General features: G+C 35.6%; 14 protein-coding genes. 12 read left to right on the top strand and 2 right to left on the bottom strand.

What is annotated here, in order from left to right; genetic code table 11:
• The first annotated feature begins 292 nt into the window (after positions 1–292).
• The 3 genes from FEZ18_RS09270 (at position 293) to FEZ18_RS09260 (ending at position 2,307) form a co-directional block, all read left to right on the top strand.
• Positions 293–1,186: a pirin family protein gene (locus FEZ18_RS09270; protein WP_153268046.1), complete on the top strand. Its 894-nt coding sequence runs from the start codon at positions 293–295 to the stop codon at positions 1,184–1,186.
• Positions 1,183–1,758, top strand: a complete 576-nt coding sequence (locus FEZ18_RS09265) for a TMEM175 family protein (RefSeq protein WP_153268045.1) — start codon at positions 1,183–1,185, stop codon at positions 1,756–1,758. Before FEZ18_RS09270 ends, FEZ18_RS09265 begins: the two co-directional genes overlap by 4 nt.
• 345 nt (positions 1,759–2,103) lie before the next feature.
• Complete coding sequence (locus tag FEZ18_RS09260; RefSeq protein WP_153268044.1) at positions 2,104–2,307, top strand: (4Fe-4S)-binding protein; 204 nt, start codon at positions 2,104–2,106, stop codon at positions 2,305–2,307.
• Positions 2,308–2,565: 258 nt separating this feature from the next.
• On the opposite strand, the gene FEZ18_RS09255 is transcribed toward FEZ18_RS09260, so the two are convergent.
• Positions 2,566–4,683, bottom strand: coding sequence for a sigma 54-interacting transcriptional regulator (locus tag FEZ18_RS09255; RefSeq protein ID WP_153268043.1), 2,118 nt, complete (start codon positions 4,681–4,683; stop codon positions 2,566–2,568).
• A gap of 351 nt (positions 4,684–5,034) precedes the next feature.
• Here FEZ18_RS09255 and FEZ18_RS09250 point away from each other — a divergent pair, with 351 nt between their 5' ends.
• The 8 genes from FEZ18_RS09250 (at position 5,035) to FEZ18_RS09215 (ending at position 12,915) form a co-directional block, all read left to right on the top strand.
• Complete coding sequence (locus FEZ18_RS09250) at positions 5,035–5,751, top strand: pirin family protein (RefSeq protein ID WP_153268042.1); 717 nt, start codon at positions 5,035–5,037, stop codon at positions 5,749–5,751.
• A gap of 50 nt (positions 5,752–5,801) precedes the next feature.
• The gene (locus FEZ18_RS09245) at positions 5,802–6,491 is read left to right on the top strand and encodes a hydrolase (RefSeq protein WP_153268041.1); all 690 of its coding nucleotides are present in this window, start codon (positions 5,802–5,804) and stop codon (positions 6,489–6,491) included.
• 93 nt (positions 6,492–6,584) lie between these two features.
• Positions 6,585–7,274, top strand: coding sequence for a hydrolase (locus FEZ18_RS09240; protein WP_153268040.1), 690 nt, complete (start codon positions 6,585–6,587; stop codon positions 7,272–7,274).
• Between the two features lie 61 nt (positions 7,275–7,335).
• Positions 7,336–9,153: an amidohydrolase gene (locus FEZ18_RS09235; RefSeq protein ID WP_153268039.1), complete on the top strand. Its 1,818-nt coding sequence runs from the start codon at positions 7,336–7,338 to the stop codon at positions 9,151–9,153.
• A 30-nt stretch (positions 9,154–9,183) separates the two neighbouring features.
• Entirely contained in the window at positions 9,184–9,711 is a 528-nt protein-coding gene (locus FEZ18_RS09230) for a YceI family protein (RefSeq protein WP_153268038.1), read from the top strand.
• A 367-nt stretch (positions 9,712–10,078) separates the two neighbouring features.
• On the top strand, positions 10,079–10,528 hold the full coding sequence (locus FEZ18_RS09225; protein ID WP_153268037.1) for a DMT family transporter: 450 nt from the start codon (positions 10,079–10,081) through the stop codon (positions 10,526–10,528).
• Positions 10,529–10,534: 6 nt separating this feature from the next.
• Positions 10,535–11,878, top strand: a complete 1,344-nt coding sequence (locus tag FEZ18_RS09220; protein WP_153268036.1) for an alginate export family protein — start codon at positions 10,535–10,537, stop codon at positions 11,876–11,878.
• 167 nt (positions 11,879–12,045) lie between these two features.
• Entirely contained in the window at positions 12,046–12,915 is an 870-nt protein-coding gene (locus FEZ18_RS09215; RefSeq protein ID WP_228122699.1) for a hypothetical protein, read from the top strand.
• Between the two features lie 12 nt (positions 12,916–12,927).
• Here FEZ18_RS09215 and FEZ18_RS09210 read toward each other — a convergent pair whose 3' ends face one another.
• On the bottom strand, positions 12,928–16,638 hold the full coding sequence (locus FEZ18_RS09210; protein ID WP_153268035.1) for a metallophosphoesterase: 3,711 nt from the start codon (positions 16,636–16,638) through the stop codon (positions 12,928–12,930).
• A 59-nt stretch (positions 16,639–16,697) separates the two neighbouring features.
• On the opposite strand from FEZ18_RS09210, the gene FEZ18_RS09205 reads away from it, so the two are divergent.
• The gene (locus FEZ18_RS09205; RefSeq protein WP_153268034.1) at positions 16,698–17,879 is read left to right on the top strand and encodes a Pycsar system effector family protein; all 1,182 of its coding nucleotides are present in this window, start codon (positions 16,698–16,700) and stop codon (positions 17,877–17,879) included.
• Positions 17,880–17,898: the final 19 nt, after the last annotated feature.

Here is a 17,898-nt window from a genome sequence, read left to right as displayed (position 1 = left end):
GAAATTGAAGATTCACGAACTCGTTATTGTACTAAAATATGGGCGTGAGCTAAAATCAAAACATAGCCTGAGTTATGGTTTTATTTTATACCGAAATATGGGCAAAAAAGAACTGAGAAGCACATCATGAAAGCCTATTTATAAAATAGAAAGATGTGAGTAAACCAAATATAGGAGACATGGCTAATTTGGCATGACTTTAAAAAACGGTTTAATGCGGCCTTTGCCAGAACATAAAACGACTCTTATTGAAAGAACAAGCTTTATCCTAAAAAATATAAACCTAAAAAAAATGTCAAACACAGAATTAATTATTGAAGAAAGGGCAGCCAACATTGGTAATTTTATGGTAGGTCGTTTATTACCCTTCCGTCAAAAAAGAGCCGTTGGACCTTTTACTTTTATTGACCATATGGGGCCTTCAAAAATGAGTCCCCAAGAAAATCTTGATGTCCCTCCGCACCCACATATTGGATTATCCACCTTAACCTATTTGTTTGAAGGTTCTATTCAACATAAGGATAGCTTGGGTTCTAATATCGAAATAAAACCAGGAGCCGTAAATTGGATGACTGCCGGTAAAGGGGTGGTACACTCGGAGCGAACACCCCAATATTTACGAAATAAAGAAAAAACGCTACACGGTTTACAAATTTGGGTGGCTTTGCCAAAACATTTAGAACAGTCGGCGCCAAGTTTTGCCCATATTAAGGAAGAAGACATCCCTAAATGGAACACACAGGGTGTAGCCTTTAAATTAATTGCTGGAAAAGCATTTCATAAAACATCGCCAGTTCCCGTACATAGCGAACTTTATTTTATAGAAATAAAAAGTAAAGACAAACAGCAAATAAACATTGGTAATGACCTTTATGGCGAAAGCGCCTTGTATATTCTTGAAGGAAGCATTAGTGCCGACGGACATACTTATGGAAACAAACAAATATTAGTCGCTAAAGACAGTAAATTGTGCGCCTTTGAGATGGACACTAACACCACAGTATATATCTTTGGTGGAATGCCCTTTGATGAAGCGCGCTATATTCATTGGAATTTTGTAAATTCTGATAAGAACATTATTGAACAAGCTAAGAAAGATTGGGAAAACCAAAACCTAAATGCATTTCCTAAAGTACCTGGAGATGAAAACGAATACGTACCCTTACCAAAACCAAGAAAAATATGAAAACAGGACGATTAGAAGCCTTTAGCGATGGTGTTTTAGCCATTATTATTACCATCATGGTCTTGGGTATGAGCGCGCCCGAAGGATATACCTTCGAGGCATTAAAACCTATTTTACCCATTTTTTTAACTTATGTTTTAAGTTTCGTTTATTTAGGTATTTACTGGAACAACCACCACCACTTATTGCAAGCAGTTAACAAAGTTAACGGGAAAATACTGTGGGCCAATTTAAATTTATTGTTTTGGCTTTCCCTCCTACCTTTTGCAACAGATTGGATGGGAAAAAATCATTTTGAAGACAACCCAACAGCCATCTATGGCACCGTATTATTTATGGCCGCAATAGCCTTCAAAATTCTGGTGTATTGCGTTATAAAAAACGAGGGGAAAGAATCTAATGTTGGCAAAGTGTATAAAAAAGATAAAAGAATGAATCTTTCTCTATTTTTATATTTTGCTGGTGTAGTAATATCTTTCTTTTTTCCTATTGTTAGCCTTATTGTCTATTTAGTTGTAGCACTAATGTGGGTAGTACCAGATCGTAGAATTGAAAAAACGATTAACGAATAACAAAAAATCATATCGAGACCAAAGTCTTACAGGCCAAAAAAATATTTAGCTATCTTACTATTATGCCAATTTAGTTTTGAAATGTCGTATTGTTAATTTGAATTATTTTTTGTTCAGACGAGATAGAAATCGCAGATTCACGAACTCGTTATATTATTGTAATATGGGCGTGAGCTAAAATTAAAGCATAGCCTGAGTTACGGTTTTATTTTATACCGAAATATGGGCAAAAAAGAACTGCGAAGCACATCATGAAAGCCTATTTATAAAATAGAAAGATGTGAATAAACGAATTATATGCGGCATGACATGGCTAATTTGGTATTACATAAAAAAACAAAAAAAATGAAGACTAAAAAATATTCAAACGGTGAAATAACAATTTTATGGAAACCAGATAAATGCACCCATTCGGGAATTTGTGTAAAAACATTACCAAAGGTTTACAATCCAAAAGAAAGACCATGGGTAAAGCCTGAAAATGCTAAAACCGATGAATTAATAGATCAAGTATCTAAATGCCCTTCGGGAGCATTAAGCATTAAATAAAATCATTAATTTCCGACAAAAGACACAAGACCGCTGCGCTTTTAGAATCAAGAACAAAGACTTGATTCTAACTAACTGATAGCCAGAAGTGCTTTAATGAACAACATATTTTCTTTAAATTTTAATAATTGTTTGAAATAAGCAAGGTGACATTTAAAAAAATGTGCAAAGCTTGTTATTTTAAATGGATTGAAAGCATTATAAAATTTTTAATCAAACATGAATGAAATAAAATTTAAAGATGATAGCGCATCGGTTTTAAGTTTTAAAAATAGTTTCTTTTTCGATACCTAGTTTTTTCATTTTTGCAAATAAGGTTTTAGCATTCATATCAAGAATACCAGCGGCACCGTTTATGCCGCTCACTTTACCTTTAGTGCGCTTTAAAACAGCTATAATATGTTGTCTTTGAGCTTCTTCAAATGTGAGCAGCTCAGAGGCTTTTGTGTTTTTTGAAACGGTGGGCATCCAACTTCCTGTATTTAATATTGTGCCATTTTCAATAATTACGGCGCGCTCTATTAAATTTTCTAGCTCTCTAATATTACCAGGGAAATCGTACGCCATAAGAGCCGCTACCGTTTTTTTTGATAGTCGTTTAAATGCTTTACCTGCTCTTGTAGAAAATTTTTCTAAAAAAAATTGGGCTAAAAGCGGGATGTCTTCTTTTCGCTCTCGAAGGGGTATATTATAAATAGGAAAGACATTTAATCTGTAATATAAATCTTCTCTAAAACGACCTTCTTTTATCATTTCTGCAAGATCCCGATTTGTTGCAGCAATTACTCTTACGTCCACTTTAATGGTTTTAGACCCGCCCAATTCATCAAATTCACCTTCTTGTAGAACCCGTAATAATTTAGATTGCAAATCTATAGGCATTTCACCAATTTCATCTAGAAAAATGCTGCCGCCATCGGCCAGAGTAAACTTACCAACTTTATCGGCCACAGCTCCAGTAAAAGCCCCTTTTTTATGACCAAACAACTCACTTTCAATAAGCTCTTTTGGCAAGGTGGCACAGTTAATTTTTATAAGAGGCCGGTTTTTCCGCGAGCTATTAGCATGTACTGCAGTGGCTAACAATTCTTTTCCTGTACCCGATTCGCCAGTAATTAAAACGGTAGTATCTGTTGGAGCAACAAGGTATACTTGTTCTAAAACCTTGGCATAAACCTCGCTTTTACATTTAATATTACCTGCATTTATGCTACTACTTATCTCTTCTTGTAAATACTCGTTTTCAACTTCTAACTTATCCTTTAAAGACTTTATCTCTTCAAGTGCTTGAAAAAGTTTTACATCTCGTTCTTTTCTAGTGGTAATATCGCGCACCACGGCACAATTTATATCTTGACCTTCATAATGCATATAGTTAGCCACTACATCTGCAGGAAACTTGGTACCATCTTTTTTAGTAAGCAACCATTCCATTTGTAATGAGCCGTTTTTTTTAATCTCTGAGAAATGTGATTCCCACCATGCCTCTGTAACACTCGTATCTAAATCAAAAACAGTAGCACGGTCTAATTCTTTTTTAGAAAACCCTAATGTGCTTGAAACCGAGTTGCTGTATTCTAACAATTTACCAGATTTGTTATAGACGTAAATCAAATCTTGCGCATTATCGATAACGTCTTTAAAGAAATTAAGCTTATTTTCCCGTTTTACTTGCTCTGTTAAATCTTGATAAATACCCACTACCTTATAAACCTTATCACCTTTTAATAAGGGCTTTACAATAGAGCGTATAAATCTACTAGGCGTTTCTTTGGTCTCAAAAACTCCATCAAAAGGTACAGCGTTTCTAGTCGTTTCAATAATGTGTTTTCTAAAACGTTCTCCATCCTTAAAATACTGGACAATTTTGCTAGGGTGAAAATCTTCCTTAATTTCTGTATTAAATATCCTAAAAGCTTCGGGAGTTACTAATATAGAACCATCTTGAAGATTAAGATCCCACCCACCTACTTTAGCCATGGATTCGACATTATTAACCAAATTTTTATAAAAACTAGACGATGTAATGTCGCGCATAATAGCACATACCATCTCTTTTCTGTTATTTGAGAAAAATTGAGCATAAACCTCAACTTCATAAAAAGCACCAGATTTATTCTTATGGACAGCTTGAAAACTTTCAATCTTATTACGCTTTAAAGCCTCCCAATGTCGCTGCCAACTTTCTGGAGTTACGGTAGTGTTTATATCAAATATAGTAAGCTTAGTAAGCTCAGTTCTTTTATAACCAAGTCGTTCACAAAGCTTTGGATTACCATAAACCAGACTACCATCTTCTTTAGCCCAAAACACTTCATACGGTAAGGCGTCGACTAACCACGCTTTAATAAATCCTATTTCTTTTTCTTCGGTCATTACATTTATTTAATACGTGTTAAAAACAATAAAATATTTCTCAAATATTAGAAATTTCTCATAAAATAGACTATATGTTTTTCTTAACAACAATGTAAATACCTCACAAACAATGCGTTATGGCTTTGGCACAGGATTAGCCTATTAGTTTGCGAGTTAAAAAACAAAACAATGAAATGTGAGGACTTCTAAAAAACTTGAAACTTTGTTACTGTCGCATCACTTTTAGGTGCTACTGCCTTAGCAAAGCAAGATCATGAGAAACCAAGCAATTTATTAACAATTAATAACAACTAAGGATAAAACCATCGACCTCTCATACAGGAAGATTTATCCAAAGAAAGAAAAATTATGAAAACAATACTGCACAAAGCAAACACAAGAGGCGATGCTAATCATGGGTGGCTGCATTCCAAACACACCTTTAGCTTCGCAAATTACTACGACCCAGAGCGCATGAACTTTGGAGCTTTAAGAGTTCTAAATGATGATACGGTCTCAGAAAGTAGGGGTTTTGGAACGCACCCACACAAAGATATGGAAATTGTATCCATTCCGCTTGAAGGCGATTTAAAACATCGCGACAATATGGGTAACGAAGCTATTATTAAAGCTGGCGATATACAGGTTATGAGTGCCGGTACCGGAATCATGCATTCTGAATACAATAACAACCCAGACAAACCTGTGAAATTTTTACAAATTTGGGTGATCCCAAATAAGCAAGATGTCGAACCGCGCTACGATCAAATAACGTTAAACACGATAGACCGCAACAACAAATTACAGCAAGTTTTATCACCCAATCCCAATGATTCTGGTGTTTGGATACATCAAAACGCTTGGTTTAACATGACTAATTTAGACCAAAACAAAGAAGTTAAATACAGCCTGAACGACCCAAAAAACAATGGTGTTTATGCTTTTGTCTTAAAAGGTGATGCCTCAATTAACAACCAAAAACTAAACGAAAGAGATGGTTTTGGCATCTGGGATATTGAGACACTCGATATTAAAGCAGATAGCGATACCGAAATTTTATTAATGGAAGTTCCAGTAAAACAATAATTATAAACAACAATAAGTATAACCGTCTGTAAAGACAAAATTTAAGAACAATGAAAACCATAAAATTAACATTCGTATTATTTTTAACCATCACATTCAGCACTTTTGCTCAAAAACCAAGTCCAGAATTATTAGACCCTACAAACCACGCGTTAGTACTAATAGATCACGAAGGTCAAATGGCTTTTGCTACAAATAGTATAGACCCCGTAGAATTGCGTAATAATGTAGGTTTAATATCTGGAGCAGCTAAAATTTTTGACATTCCTACCGTTGTCACCACGGTTGCTGAAGAATCTTTTAGCGGCCCTGTGTTTCCAGAGATTATAGAGTTTTTCCCAAACCATAAAGAGTACATAGACAGAACAACTATGAATACTTGGGAAGATAAAAACGCCTTTAAAGCCATTACAAGTAAAAACAAGAAAAAAATTGTTATGGCAGGACTTTGGACAAGTGTTTGTGTAGTTGGCCCAGCAATGTCTGCCATTAATGATGGCTACGACGTGTACATTATCACAGACGCCTCTGGAGATATCTCTAAAGAAGCACACGATATGGCGGTTAACAGAATGGTGCAAGCAGGTGCTAAACCAATCACATCTCTACAGTACTTATTAGAGCTACAACGCGATTGGGCAAGAAGTGAAACTTACGAAGCAGTAAACCAATTAGCCATACGTTTTGGTGGCGGATACGGTTTAGGAATCCAGTACGCTCGTAAAATGTTAAAGCACTAAAATAACATTAACAAAGCCCTTCATTCTTAACACAAGAGAAGGGCTTTAAATAAAAAATCAAAAAAAAACAACAATCAATTAATAATTATAAAAATGAAAACCATAAAACTAACATTCGTATTATTTTTAACCATCACATTCAGCACTTTTGCTCAAAAACCAAGTCCAGAATTATTAGACCCTACAAACCACGCGTTAGTATTAATAGATCACGAAGGTCAAATGGCTTTTGCCACAAATAGTATAGACCCCGTAGAATTACGTAATAATGTAGGTTTAATATCTGGAGCAGCCAAAATTTTTGACATTCCTACCGTTGTCACCACGGTTGCCGAAGAATCTTTTAGCGGCCCTGTGTTTCCAGAGATTATAGAGTTTTTCCCAAACCATAAAGAATACATAGACAGAACAACCATGAATACTTGGGAAGATGAAAACGCCTTTAAAGCCATTACAAGTAAAAACAAGAAAAAAATTGTTATGGCAGGACTTTGGACAAGTGTTTGTGTAGTTGGCCCAGCAATGTCTGCCATTAATGATGGCTACGACGTGTACATTATCACAGACGCCTCTGGAGATATCTCTAAAGAAGCTCACGATATGGCGGTTAACAGAATGGTGCAAGCAGGTGCTAAACCAATCACATCTCTACAGTACTTATTAGAGCTACAACGCGATTGGGCAAGAAGTGAAACTTACGAAGCAGTAAACCAATTAGCCATACGTTTTGGTGGCGGATACGGTTTAGGAATCCAGTACGCTCGTAAAATGTTAAAGCACTAGAATAACATTAACAAGGCCCTTCATTCTTAACACAAGAGAAGGGCTTTAAATACCATACAATATGAAACGATTTATATTACTTTTAACATTGGCTATCACTTTCGTTTCTTGTAAAAAGGAACAAAAGTCGAATGCTGAAGTGACGACATCTGGGGTTACAGCCGACTTAATAGTAACCAATGCCAAGGTTGCTGTTATGGATAGCTACAGAACAATTACAGAAGCTATCGCTGTAAAAGATGGCAAAGTTTTAAAAACAGGCACCACAGAAGAAGTTCTTAAACTTCAAGGCGCAAACACAAAGACTATAGACGCCAACAAAAGAACTCTTATCCCTGGACTTAACGACTCGCATTTACACCTTACAAGAGGCGGTCGATTTTATAATGCCGAGTTGCGTTGGGATGGTGTAAAAACACTAAAGCGTGCGCTAGAAATGCTAAAAGAACAAGCCCAGCGCACACCAGAAGGCCAATGGGTGCGCGTTATTGGTGGTTGGAGTCCGTATCAATTTGAAGAAAAAAGATTTCCTACTCCAGAAGAAATCAATGAAGCCACCGGAGATGTGCCTACTTTTGTATTATTTTTATACAGTAGAGGTTGGTTAAACCAAGCAGGTTTGAACGCTTTAAACATAGACGAAAACACCAAAGCTCCAGAAGGTAGTACTTTTGAAAAAGGGCCTGACGGAAAATTAACCGGTGTACTATTAGCTGAGCCTAACCCAACTATTTTATATGCGAGAATTGGTGCCTTACCTCCACTAAGCGAAGAGGCGATGATAAATGGCACTAAACAGTTTTATAGAGAATTAAACAGCTTCGGAATTACCAGCGGAATTGACGCTGGTGGTGGCGGACACAAGTTCCCTAAAGACTATACTGGCACAAAGGCTCTTGCAGATAAAGGTGAAATGCCATTACGTTTATCATACTACCTATTCCCACAAAATAAAGGGAATGAATATGCCGAATTTCAAGAATGGATGGCCAATAATAAAGTAGGCCACAATGGTGAAATTCATTTAGATCACGGTTATGAGCTAGAAGGTGGTGGAGAATTTTTAGCGTGGAGCGCAGGAGATTTTGAAAATTTTTTAGCACCACAACCCCTACTAGAAAACAGACCAACGTGGCGAAAAGACTTGAAACAAATTTTAACGCTGCATGCCGAAAACGGATGGCCATTTAGAATTCACGCTACCTATGGAGAGACCATAAAACACATGTTAGATCTTATCGAAGAAGTAAACCAAGAAACCAATGGCAAACTAACGGCAAACCGTTGGCTATTTGACCACGCAGAAACCGTAAAAGAAGAAGATCTAAAACGCATTAAAGCTTTAAATGGTGGTATTGCTATTCAAGCGAGAATGGCTTATGCAGGAGAGTTTTTTGTTGAGCGTTACGGTGCAGATAAAGCCAAACAAGCCCCACCTATTAAAAAGATTATTGATGCAGGAATACCCGTAGGTGCCGGAACTGATGGTACACGTGTAGCTAGTTACAACCCATGGCCCGCATTGTACTGGTTAATCTCTGGAAAAACGGTTGGCGATTTCCAATTGGCTGAACCTTCTAACCAATTAACCAGAGAAGAAGCCCTGCATTTATATACAAAAGGCAGCGCTTGGGTATCTAAAGAAGAACATGTAAAAGGAACTCTTGAAAATGGCATGTTTGCAGATTTCACCATACTTTCTGATGATTATTTTACAGTACCAGAAGAAAAAATAAGCCATATAAAATCTGTACTTACCGTAGTTGATGGCAAAGTAGTTTATGGCAGTGAAGATTATAAAGACTTGAACCCGCCATTACCAGAAGTAATACCAACATGGTCACCAGTGAAATATTTTGGAGGCTATCAAAACAAATAAATCAAAAATTAATTTTATCATACTAAAAACATGGAGACAACAGTAAACACCAAATGGAACATAGACCATTCACACTCAGAAGTAGGCTTTAAAGTAAAGCACATGATGATTTCTACCGTTAAAGGACATTTCGAAGATTATAAAGCTTCAATTGAAACCAGTAAAGCAGACTTTATCGATGCACAATTTAGCTTTTCAGCTAAGACCGCCTCGATAAACACCAAAAATAACGATAGAGACAACCATTTAAAATCTGATGACTTTTTCAATTCAGAAAAATATCCTGAAATGACTTTTAAATCTAAGTCTTTTGATGGGAACAAGCTTACAGGCGATTTAACCATAAGAGATATTACCAAAGAAGTTGTTTTAGATGTTGATTTTAACGGGGTTGCAGTTGATCCATACGGACAAACAAAAGCGGGTTTCGAACTGCAAGGAAAAATAAACCGTAAAGATTTTAATTTAACTTGGAATGCCGTAACCGAAGCAGGTAGCATAGTAGTGTCTGATACGGTAGCCTTAGTAATTGATGCCCAGTTTACAAAACAAAGCTAAAACATTTTTCAAAAAGGCTGCCTTTAAAAGGGTGGCCTTTTAAATTTAATAGACATTATCTCATAAACTGTGTAATTTTTAAAATACACCGAATATTTTCATGACAAACCCCCAGGAATTCAAATAGTTTCCCCCCTTTTAAAAATGAAATAACAGAGCTTTATTTTTTAGTCCAATATTTTAAATTTTTATTCTATTCTCAAATAAAGCTAGCGGTGTATTCTCTTATTCAAGTAAAGCCTTCGTTAAAATAAACAACAAAAACAATTTCGCTGTCAGTTAGACAAGCACTCCATAAACTTCACTAAACACTTAATGGCTAATTTTTCAGCATCATAAAACAATTAACTAAACCATAGATTTTATAATGAAAACCCAATTTACTCTCATAATCTTAGCCGTATTGGCTGGAGCTGTTTTACCCTTGCAAGCTGGACTAAATGTACAACTAGGTAAATCTGTGCAACAACCCATATTTGCGGCCTTTGCCTCATTTCTAGTGGGTACAATTGGCTTGCTCATTTATCTTGTTATTTTAAAACTTGATTTTCTATCGGTGATTCAAGTTAAAAACGTTTCACCCGCAGTATGGCTAGCAGGTTTATTAGGTGCTTTCTATGTAGCAGCTGTTATTATTCTCGCACCAAAATTAGGTACAGCATTAACCTTTGTATTGGTTGTTGCAGGACAAATGAGCGCATCATTAATTCTTGACCATTTTGGTTTAATGGGTCTTCCTATTAAACAAATAAATTGGCAACGGCTGCTAGGTATAGGCTTTTTAATAGGTGGAGTGCTGCTTATTCGAAAATTTTAGAACACCATGAAAATCTATTTATTACTATGTTTTATAAGTGTTTTTACTTTTGCAAACGGGCAATCAAACCCCAATATTTTAAAGTTTAGCTTACTGCGCCAAAACGATAGTATATCTATTACTGAAACTAAAAACAACTATCAAAATCTTAAATCAATCGCATTAGGAAAAGAAAACCAACTAAGCCTCGGGGGTAGTTTTCGTTTTCAAACCGAAGCCTATATAAACGAGCAATTTAATAACAAAGAAAACCAAAATGACTACTGGTTCTTAAGCCGTGCCATGTTTCACACACACTTGAAATTAGGCACTAAATTTGAATTTTTTGGTGAACTAAATTCCAGCTTAATTACCGGTAAAGAAAATATAAGTCCAGTGCAAAAAGATGCGTTAAATATCAATCAACTATTTGTCAACTATCAAATTAACAACCATTTTAGTTATCTCATAGGAAGGCAGAACATGCGTTTAGGAAGCGGTAGATTAATTGATGTGCGTGAAGGTCCAAATGTGCGCTTATCATTCGATATGTTACAACTAAAGTATAAAGATTACAACACTAAAATAACTGGCTTTTATGCCATACCTGTGCAACAACAACAAGGTGTTTGGGATAATAATGCCTTCAACACCTCTGAGACCTTATCTGCTTTATACTGGACCCAAAATTGGACCAAAAGTACAAGCACCGATATTTATGTGTTGTACAAGAAAGAACTTAATAAAATTTGGAACTCTGGAATGGCTCATGATAAAAGAGCATCACTAGGTTTGCGCCATTTTGGAACATGGAAAGGATTAACATATAACAACGAATTTGTCTATCAAGCAGGAAAATTTGGCAATCAAAATATCTCTGCATGGACCATATCATTCCATATAGAGAAAGCTTTTAAAACCTTTAACCATCTCAGTTTAGGACTAAAAACCGAAGCGATTAGTGGCGATAAGAATACGAATAACAACGCGATAAACACCTTTGATGCCTTATACCCTAGAGGCGCTTATTTTGGACGCGTAGCGCGTTTTGGCCCATCTAACTTAATTGACATACACCCCTATTTAACTTCTAAAATTGGTCCTATCGATATTGAGCTAGACTATGTTGCTTTTTGGCGTTTTTCGAAGCACGACGGCCTTTACAATCCAGCTTTGATTTTAGAATACCCATCTAACAACAACAAACGGTTTATTGCAAATCAAATAGGCGCTATTGCAAGCTATAAAGTAAACCAGTTTATTAGTATTGAACTAGAATCAAATATTATTTACCCTGGTACATTTCTAAAAGCAGGTCATCAAAAAGACCCATTATATCATTTTGTCTTAACCACTGAAATAAAATTTTAATTTCAAATAAGCCAAATGCCTTAGGGCTGTAAAAACATTAGCTTTGCTTAAATTTTTCATCTCTTACATTTTGAAAAAGCAAACCAAGAGGCTTATTTTGTAATTTAATATAAGCTTATAGAGATCGCCTCCATAAATCACCATAAAACAATTAGTACCCACTTAAAATGAAAACAATACCATTCAACAAAGTTATAATCACCTGTTCAATGCTTTTATTTTTAAGTTGCCCAAACAGCCATGAACTGGAATTTGTTACCGAGCTACCAAAAAAACTTAAGGAAAATTCTGGTATCGCTTACTACAATCAAGAGTCTGTTTGGTTTGTTGAAGATAGCGGTAACAAAAACAGTATTTATGAAGTTGATTTCAAGGGAAATATCCTAAAAGAATTAAAAGTTCGAAACTCAAAAAATGTGGATTGGGAAGATTTAACTACAGATAACCAAGGACAACTGTACATTGGCGATTTTGGTAACAACAATAATGATCGTCAAGATTTGGTGATATACAAAACTCCCAATCCAAATGAGGTGACTTCAAATAACGTTATAAACTCAGAACGCATAGAGTTTTGGTTTCCAGAACAAAAAGAGTTCCCACCTAGTGAGGCGAATTTATTCTATGATGCCGAGTCGCTTTTCTATTATAGCAACCATTTATATATCATAACTCGAAATCGATCCAAGCCTAACACAGGCGAAGCACTAATCTATAAAATACCAGCTGTTAAAGGGCGTCACGAGGCTAAGCTTTTAGGAACAATAAAGATGCCTTCTAATAAAAAAACATCACAAATCACCTCGGCTGATATTTCACCAGATGGCAAAACTCTAGTACTTTTAAGTCGTGGAACACTAAGACTGATTACAGATTTTTCGCTAAGTGATTTTAAAGCATACACTATCACCGAAATAGATTTAGGCATAAATTCACAACTAGAGTCTGTATGTTTTAAAGATCCCAAAACCCTTCTCATATCAGATGAGCGGGTAAAAAAAACTGGCGGGAATTTATACTTTTATAAATTAAAATAATGGCTGCTTTAACTAAAATCCAAATCCTAAACCAAAAGAAAAGCGCGGGCCTTCAACACTATTAAAAAGCGCCACTCGCAAGGAGGCTAAACCTGAGGCATTAAGAAAAACACCTCCACCATAAGAGGTATGCCATATATTTGAATCCTCATTGGGATTCCACACACGCCCATAATCGAAACCACCATAAACCCCAATGGATGAAGGAAAAATACCCGTCTTTAATTTACCCAAATGCAGGCGTAAATCGGTATTTTGATAAAATGCTTTTTTACCAACAAAACGCTCGTTTCTATACCCTCGCAATCCATTCTCTCCACCAATACTAGCTGCTTGATAAAACTGAAAATCGTTACCAATATTAAAATGGGCTTTTAATTTTGTTGCCAAAACAAGATCACCGCTAGGTATAAGTCTATGGTTAATTGAGAGGCTAGGAATAATATAACCAAAACCACCATCGCCATTAATCTCTTTTTTGTAACCTACCGCTATAGAAGAAGACATTCCCATGGTATTAAAGGCAGGATTATCTGCATTTTCAAATGTGTATTGGGCATGAACACCTCCAAAGGTTTTACTATTGTCGATGTTGTTTTCGTTGTAAAAAGTATTTATGAATCGGTTTTCTGTTTTTTCTACTTCTATGGCCTCAAAAGAGATTCCGGCTTTTACGCTGCTCCCTAAATCACCTCGCCATACTAAGGAAGGTGCAAGTTTTATAGTGGCTAACCGGACTCTGTTGAAATTAAGCCCAAAATCATCATCAACATTTTTAGTTTGGTTCCCTACACCAAAAAAGTTAATGGCGTAATTAGGACTTGTAAATAAAGCGGCTATCTCTAAATTAGCTTTTCCAACGGCATAAGCGAATTCACCTTTATAATCTAATTCAAGTCCGCTAGTGGCAAAAAAGTAATTGGCACTTACCATATGCCTTTGCGTGTAAGGGTTCTGTACTAGGCTATTATGAGTGTAGGTGTTTTTTACACCTAATTTTACTCCTGTATCTGGATTAAACCCAATATTAGGTAAAATTTGATTGAAAGAGTTTCTAATTTTTAGGGGCTGGTAAGTATTAATTTTATAGTTATCTGTTAATTTAATTTTTGCACCAGTTACGGCGTCAAAATTATTTTTTCTCGATTTGTGATCATAAATGTTCACATTTTTGCCATGATCAACATAATACGTATCCTTATCATTACCTCCAATGATTCGAATCTTTATCTTACTCCTGTACTCGCCTTTAATTTCAAATTTATCGGTATCGTCTAAACCATATATCCAGATTTCTTTGGTATCCTGATGCTTAAATGCTTTTTTAAAGAACAATTTCTTTTTCTCACCTCCAATATTTCTATAAGCACTTACAATCACGGTTTCTTTATTTGGTTTTTCTATGTCAAACCAATCGTCTTTATCGGTACCAACAACCACAGCATTTTTGTTTAATACTTTATAATAATCTATGGCGGTTTCTTCTAAATTGTTAATTCTTGACAACAAATTCTGTTTTAGAGTTATCAGTGAGGCATCTTTAATCTCTTCTGGAAATTGGAGAAAAGCTTTATCAATCACCTCTGCAGTCAGGTGTTCTTGAATATACGCTGCTTCTTTTAACCATTGTGTTTTGGTGGTTTCAGAGAGCACGGCCATATCAAGTACATAAGTCCTAGGAGAGGAATTAAAACCTTCAACACTTCTTATGTTTTCATTAAACCCCTCCATCAATCTTAAGGCAGGTATTAGTCTGGTTGCGATATTCATAAAAGCACCATCGCCCATTATAGAAAACACCTGATCTCTATCTCTTGGAACAGGTTTGTAAGTTATTTTTTTAGAATTGTTATGTTTAAATTCGGCCCACCTCCATTGATCTACGTGCCTATCCCAGTCACCCAATACCATATCAAATAAGCGCGCTCTAGCGTATAGACGGGCATCTACATCGTACTTTTCATCTTCTCTTAGGTTGTTAAGCAAATCGTCAGTACTCACTAAGGTATTAGAATAACCAAAACTGGCTAGGTCACCATGGCCATCACCAGCATGCTCTTCAATCATGTACAATTGATCACCAAACTCATTATTGTAATCAAGTAAGGCGGACTGCTTAGAAATATAATAGAGTTTAGGATTAGAATGGTAAATGCCTACGGCATCAGACAAAGTAGCAGTTACAAAAGGCGCATAAGGGTGTGAACCTGTGTAAAAATCTTGAATAAATTCTTTAATGTAAGTATCCTGCAAGTCATCCACGAGGTATTCATTTTTAAAAACCATAGCTTGCAAATAGATTTCGGGAACTTTACGCAACGCCCGCATAACGTACTCCTTGCCACTCTCATGCCTTAATCTTAAAGATTTAGACTGGTTACCACCACCTTTTCTCACAGGCACTAACCCTCCAAATAAGGTGTCTAAATTTACGGTAGGAGCCAAAACTTTAGTACTATACAGTTCTCGGTAACGGTTACCCCATAGTTTTTTGTAAAAACCGCTTTTATCTGTCTCGGCTTCCGAATAAATAGAGGCACTTACTTTTGGCGGAAAGTTATTTGGATATTTTTCTAAATTACTCAAATCATGTGGTGATAAAACATCGGTCTCGAATAACAATGCTTCCTTTAAATTCTCGTCTACACCATAATACCGAACTCTAGACGAACCATCTTCAAAAATATCAAGAATCGCATAACCTAGTTGACTTGATGCAAATTCACTACCATTTAACACACGCGTAACACTTTGTTTAGCACCCGAGCCACTTATAATTTGAGGTATTCCAAACTCTTTTATGTATTGCAGTGTATGTTCATGCCCAGACACAAAAATCACTTTATCTGAAAATTGCGCTAACGTCACCATTCGGTTTTTAAACTCATTGTAGCGTTTATTTTGAATGTCGGCTGGTGATGCTCCAGTAGTTTTTCTAAGCACATTCACCACGCTACCTAAAACAGGTAAGGGCACTTTATTACCTACTGGAAATAATTGCTGTTTTAAAGAATATTGCCCACCATGTGGTCCATAAGTAAACATGGGGTGATGCAAGGCGATAACGGTAGTTTTGTCTCGGTTTTTCTTAATGCGCTTCTCTACCTCTTCCCAAAACATCGCTCTACTCTTTATTTCACAATCATCATTAATGGTTGGGTGTTTATCCCAATTGGTCATGTACCACTCGGTATCGATAACAATAACAGCAAGATCATCAGACACTTTTAAAACATCAATCGGGCAACCATTTTCTGGCAAAAAGGGGTCTTTTTGTTCCAATTTACTTTCTATGTACTTTTCTTGACGCTTTAAGCCAACTAGGCCATCACTATACCAATCGTGATTACCAGGAATAAATAAGGAATACCCTTTAAAACTCTCTAGGGTTTTTAGTTGCGCATCTAAATGATTTTTGGCCAAATTATACTCGGTAATAGACTGCTCTTTATCGGGAAAACCAGACGGATATATATTATCTCCTAAAAAAATTGCTGTACTATTTTCTGAAGCCTTATCAAGTCTGGCCTTGAATAATGTTAAGGGCGCGTTTAAGTCGTTTTTAGGCGACAAGCCCGCATCTCCAATTAAATATAATGTATGTGCAATTTTCTTTTTGTTTTCAGAGGTTTTAGCTGTGAATTTTTGAGCGTACTTAGTTTCATAAGTCGCACAACCAAGGTAACAAAACGTAAAAATTAGGAGTAAAAATATTTTCTTCATAAAAAGAGCGTTATATAAAAAAATTGTAATTTCGTTTCAAATGGATCAATATAGCATATATGTCGAATATAATTGAAAAAACTAAACACTTTACTACAAATTTATTTTTAAAAAAATTAGACTCAAAATATGTTTACCACAACTTAAAACATGTAAATCGCGTCGTTAAAAGCACTATGGAATTAATAGACCATAGTGAACTTGATGAAGAGCAACGCGAAGTATTGATCTTAACCGCCTGGTTACATGATATTGGCTTCACCAAAGGACATGAAAACCATGAAGAAGAGAGCAGCAAAATAGCTTCTAATTTTTTGAAAAAAGAAGGTTACCCTGAAGAGAAAATTAAAAAAGTTACAGACTGTATATTAGCTACAAAAAGAGGCTATACACCTCAAAATATTCTTGAAAAGATTATTAGAGATGCAGACTGCTCACATTTTGGAAAAACTAATTTTGCTGAAACCTCAGAATACCTAAGACAAGAACTTGCACTTTTAAACATAGCATCGTACTCAAAAAAAGAATGGGATCAAATCAACATAGACATGCTTACAACCGAGCATCGATTTTATACCGAGTATGCTAAAACCAATTGGAATAAAGTCAAAAAAAAGAATCTTAAAAAATTAATAAAACAAAAAAACCTTAAAAAAGAAATTGAGATTAAGGAGTCTTTAAAAGCCAAATACAAAACCGAAAGCCCAGACCGCGGCATACAAACTTTATTTCGGGTTACGCTTAAAAATCATTTAACACTTAGTGACATTGCCGACACGAAAGCTAATATTCTACTTTCTGTAAATGCCATAATTATTTCGCTCGTTCTGTCTAATCTCATTACCAAACTAGACAATCCGTCTAATACTTATTTAATTTACCCAACTGCCATTTTCGTTTTTTTTAGTGTAGTTTCCATGATTTTAGCGGTTTTAGCTACAAGACCTAATATAACGAGTGGGGAGTTTACAAAGGAAGATGTTAAAAATAAAAAAGTAAATCTTTTATTTTTTGGCAACTTTCACAAAATGAAACTAGACGACTACCAATGGGCCATTAATGAGCTCATAAAAGATAAAGAATATATTTATAGTAGTTTAACCAAAGATCTTTATTTCTTAGGACTTGTACTTAACAGGAAATATAAGATATTAAGGTGGACTTATACGATTTTTATTATCGGTATAATTGTCTCGGTATTTGCTTACGCTATGGCTTTTAAATTTTACGGCAAGGCTTAAATACTTGTATAAAACTAAA

Origin of the sequence: Oceanihabitans sp. IOP_32 (genome assembly GCF_009498295.1) — a bacterium.
Taxonomy (GTDB): Bacteria; Bacteroidota; Bacteroidia; order Flavobacteriales; family Flavobacteriaceae; genus Wocania; species Wocania indica.
This window is presented reverse-complemented; position numbering and strand designations above follow the sequence as displayed.

What these genes read in the sequence shown, in the direction of transcription:
- FEZ18_RS09235 (WP_153268039.1), top strand. Translation starts at nt 7,336, where the DNA reads ATGAAACGATTTATATTACTTTTAACATTGGCTATCACTTTCGTTTCT.
- FEZ18_RS09255 (WP_153268043.1), bottom strand. Translation starts at nt 4,683, where the DNA reads ATGACCGAAGAAAAAGAAATAGGATTTATTAAAGCGTGGTTAGTCGAC.
- FEZ18_RS09250 (WP_153268042.1), top strand. Translation starts at nt 5,035, where the DNA reads ATGAAAACAATACTGCACAAAGCAAACACAAGAGGCGATGCTAATCAT.
- FEZ18_RS09225 (WP_153268037.1), top strand. Translation starts at nt 10,079, where the DNA reads ATGAAAACCCAATTTACTCTCATAATCTTAGCCGTATTGGCTGGAGCT.
- FEZ18_RS09215 (WP_228122699.1), top strand. Translation starts at nt 12,046, where the DNA reads ATGAAAACAATACCATTCAACAAAGTTATAATCACCTGTTCAATGCTT.
- FEZ18_RS09205 (WP_153268034.1), top strand. Translation starts at nt 16,698, where the DNA reads ATGTCGAATATAATTGAAAAAACTAAACACTTTACTACAAATTTATTT.
- FEZ18_RS09230 (WP_153268038.1), top strand. Translation starts at nt 9,184, where the DNA reads ATGGAGACAACAGTAAACACCAAATGGAACATAGACCATTCACACTCA.
- FEZ18_RS09210 (WP_153268035.1), bottom strand. Translation starts at nt 16,638, where the DNA reads ATGAAGAAAATATTTTTACTCCTAATTTTTACGTTTTGTTACCTTGGT.
- FEZ18_RS09270 (WP_153268046.1), top strand. Translation starts at nt 293, where the DNA reads ATGTCAAACACAGAATTAATTATTGAAGAAAGGGCAGCCAACATTGGT.
- FEZ18_RS09265 (WP_153268045.1), top strand. Translation starts at nt 1,183, where the DNA reads ATGAAAACAGGACGATTAGAAGCCTTTAGCGATGGTGTTTTAGCCATT.
- FEZ18_RS09245 (WP_153268041.1), top strand. Translation starts at nt 5,802, where the DNA reads ATGAAAACCATAAAATTAACATTCGTATTATTTTTAACCATCACATTC.
- FEZ18_RS09240 (WP_153268040.1), top strand. Translation starts at nt 6,585, where the DNA reads ATGAAAACCATAAAACTAACATTCGTATTATTTTTAACCATCACATTC.
- FEZ18_RS09260 (WP_153268044.1), top strand. Translation starts at nt 2,104, where the DNA reads ATGAAGACTAAAAAATATTCAAACGGTGAAATAACAATTTTATGGAAA.
- FEZ18_RS09220 (WP_153268036.1), top strand. Translation starts at nt 10,535, where the DNA reads ATGAAAATCTATTTATTACTATGTTTTATAAGTGTTTTTACTTTTGCA.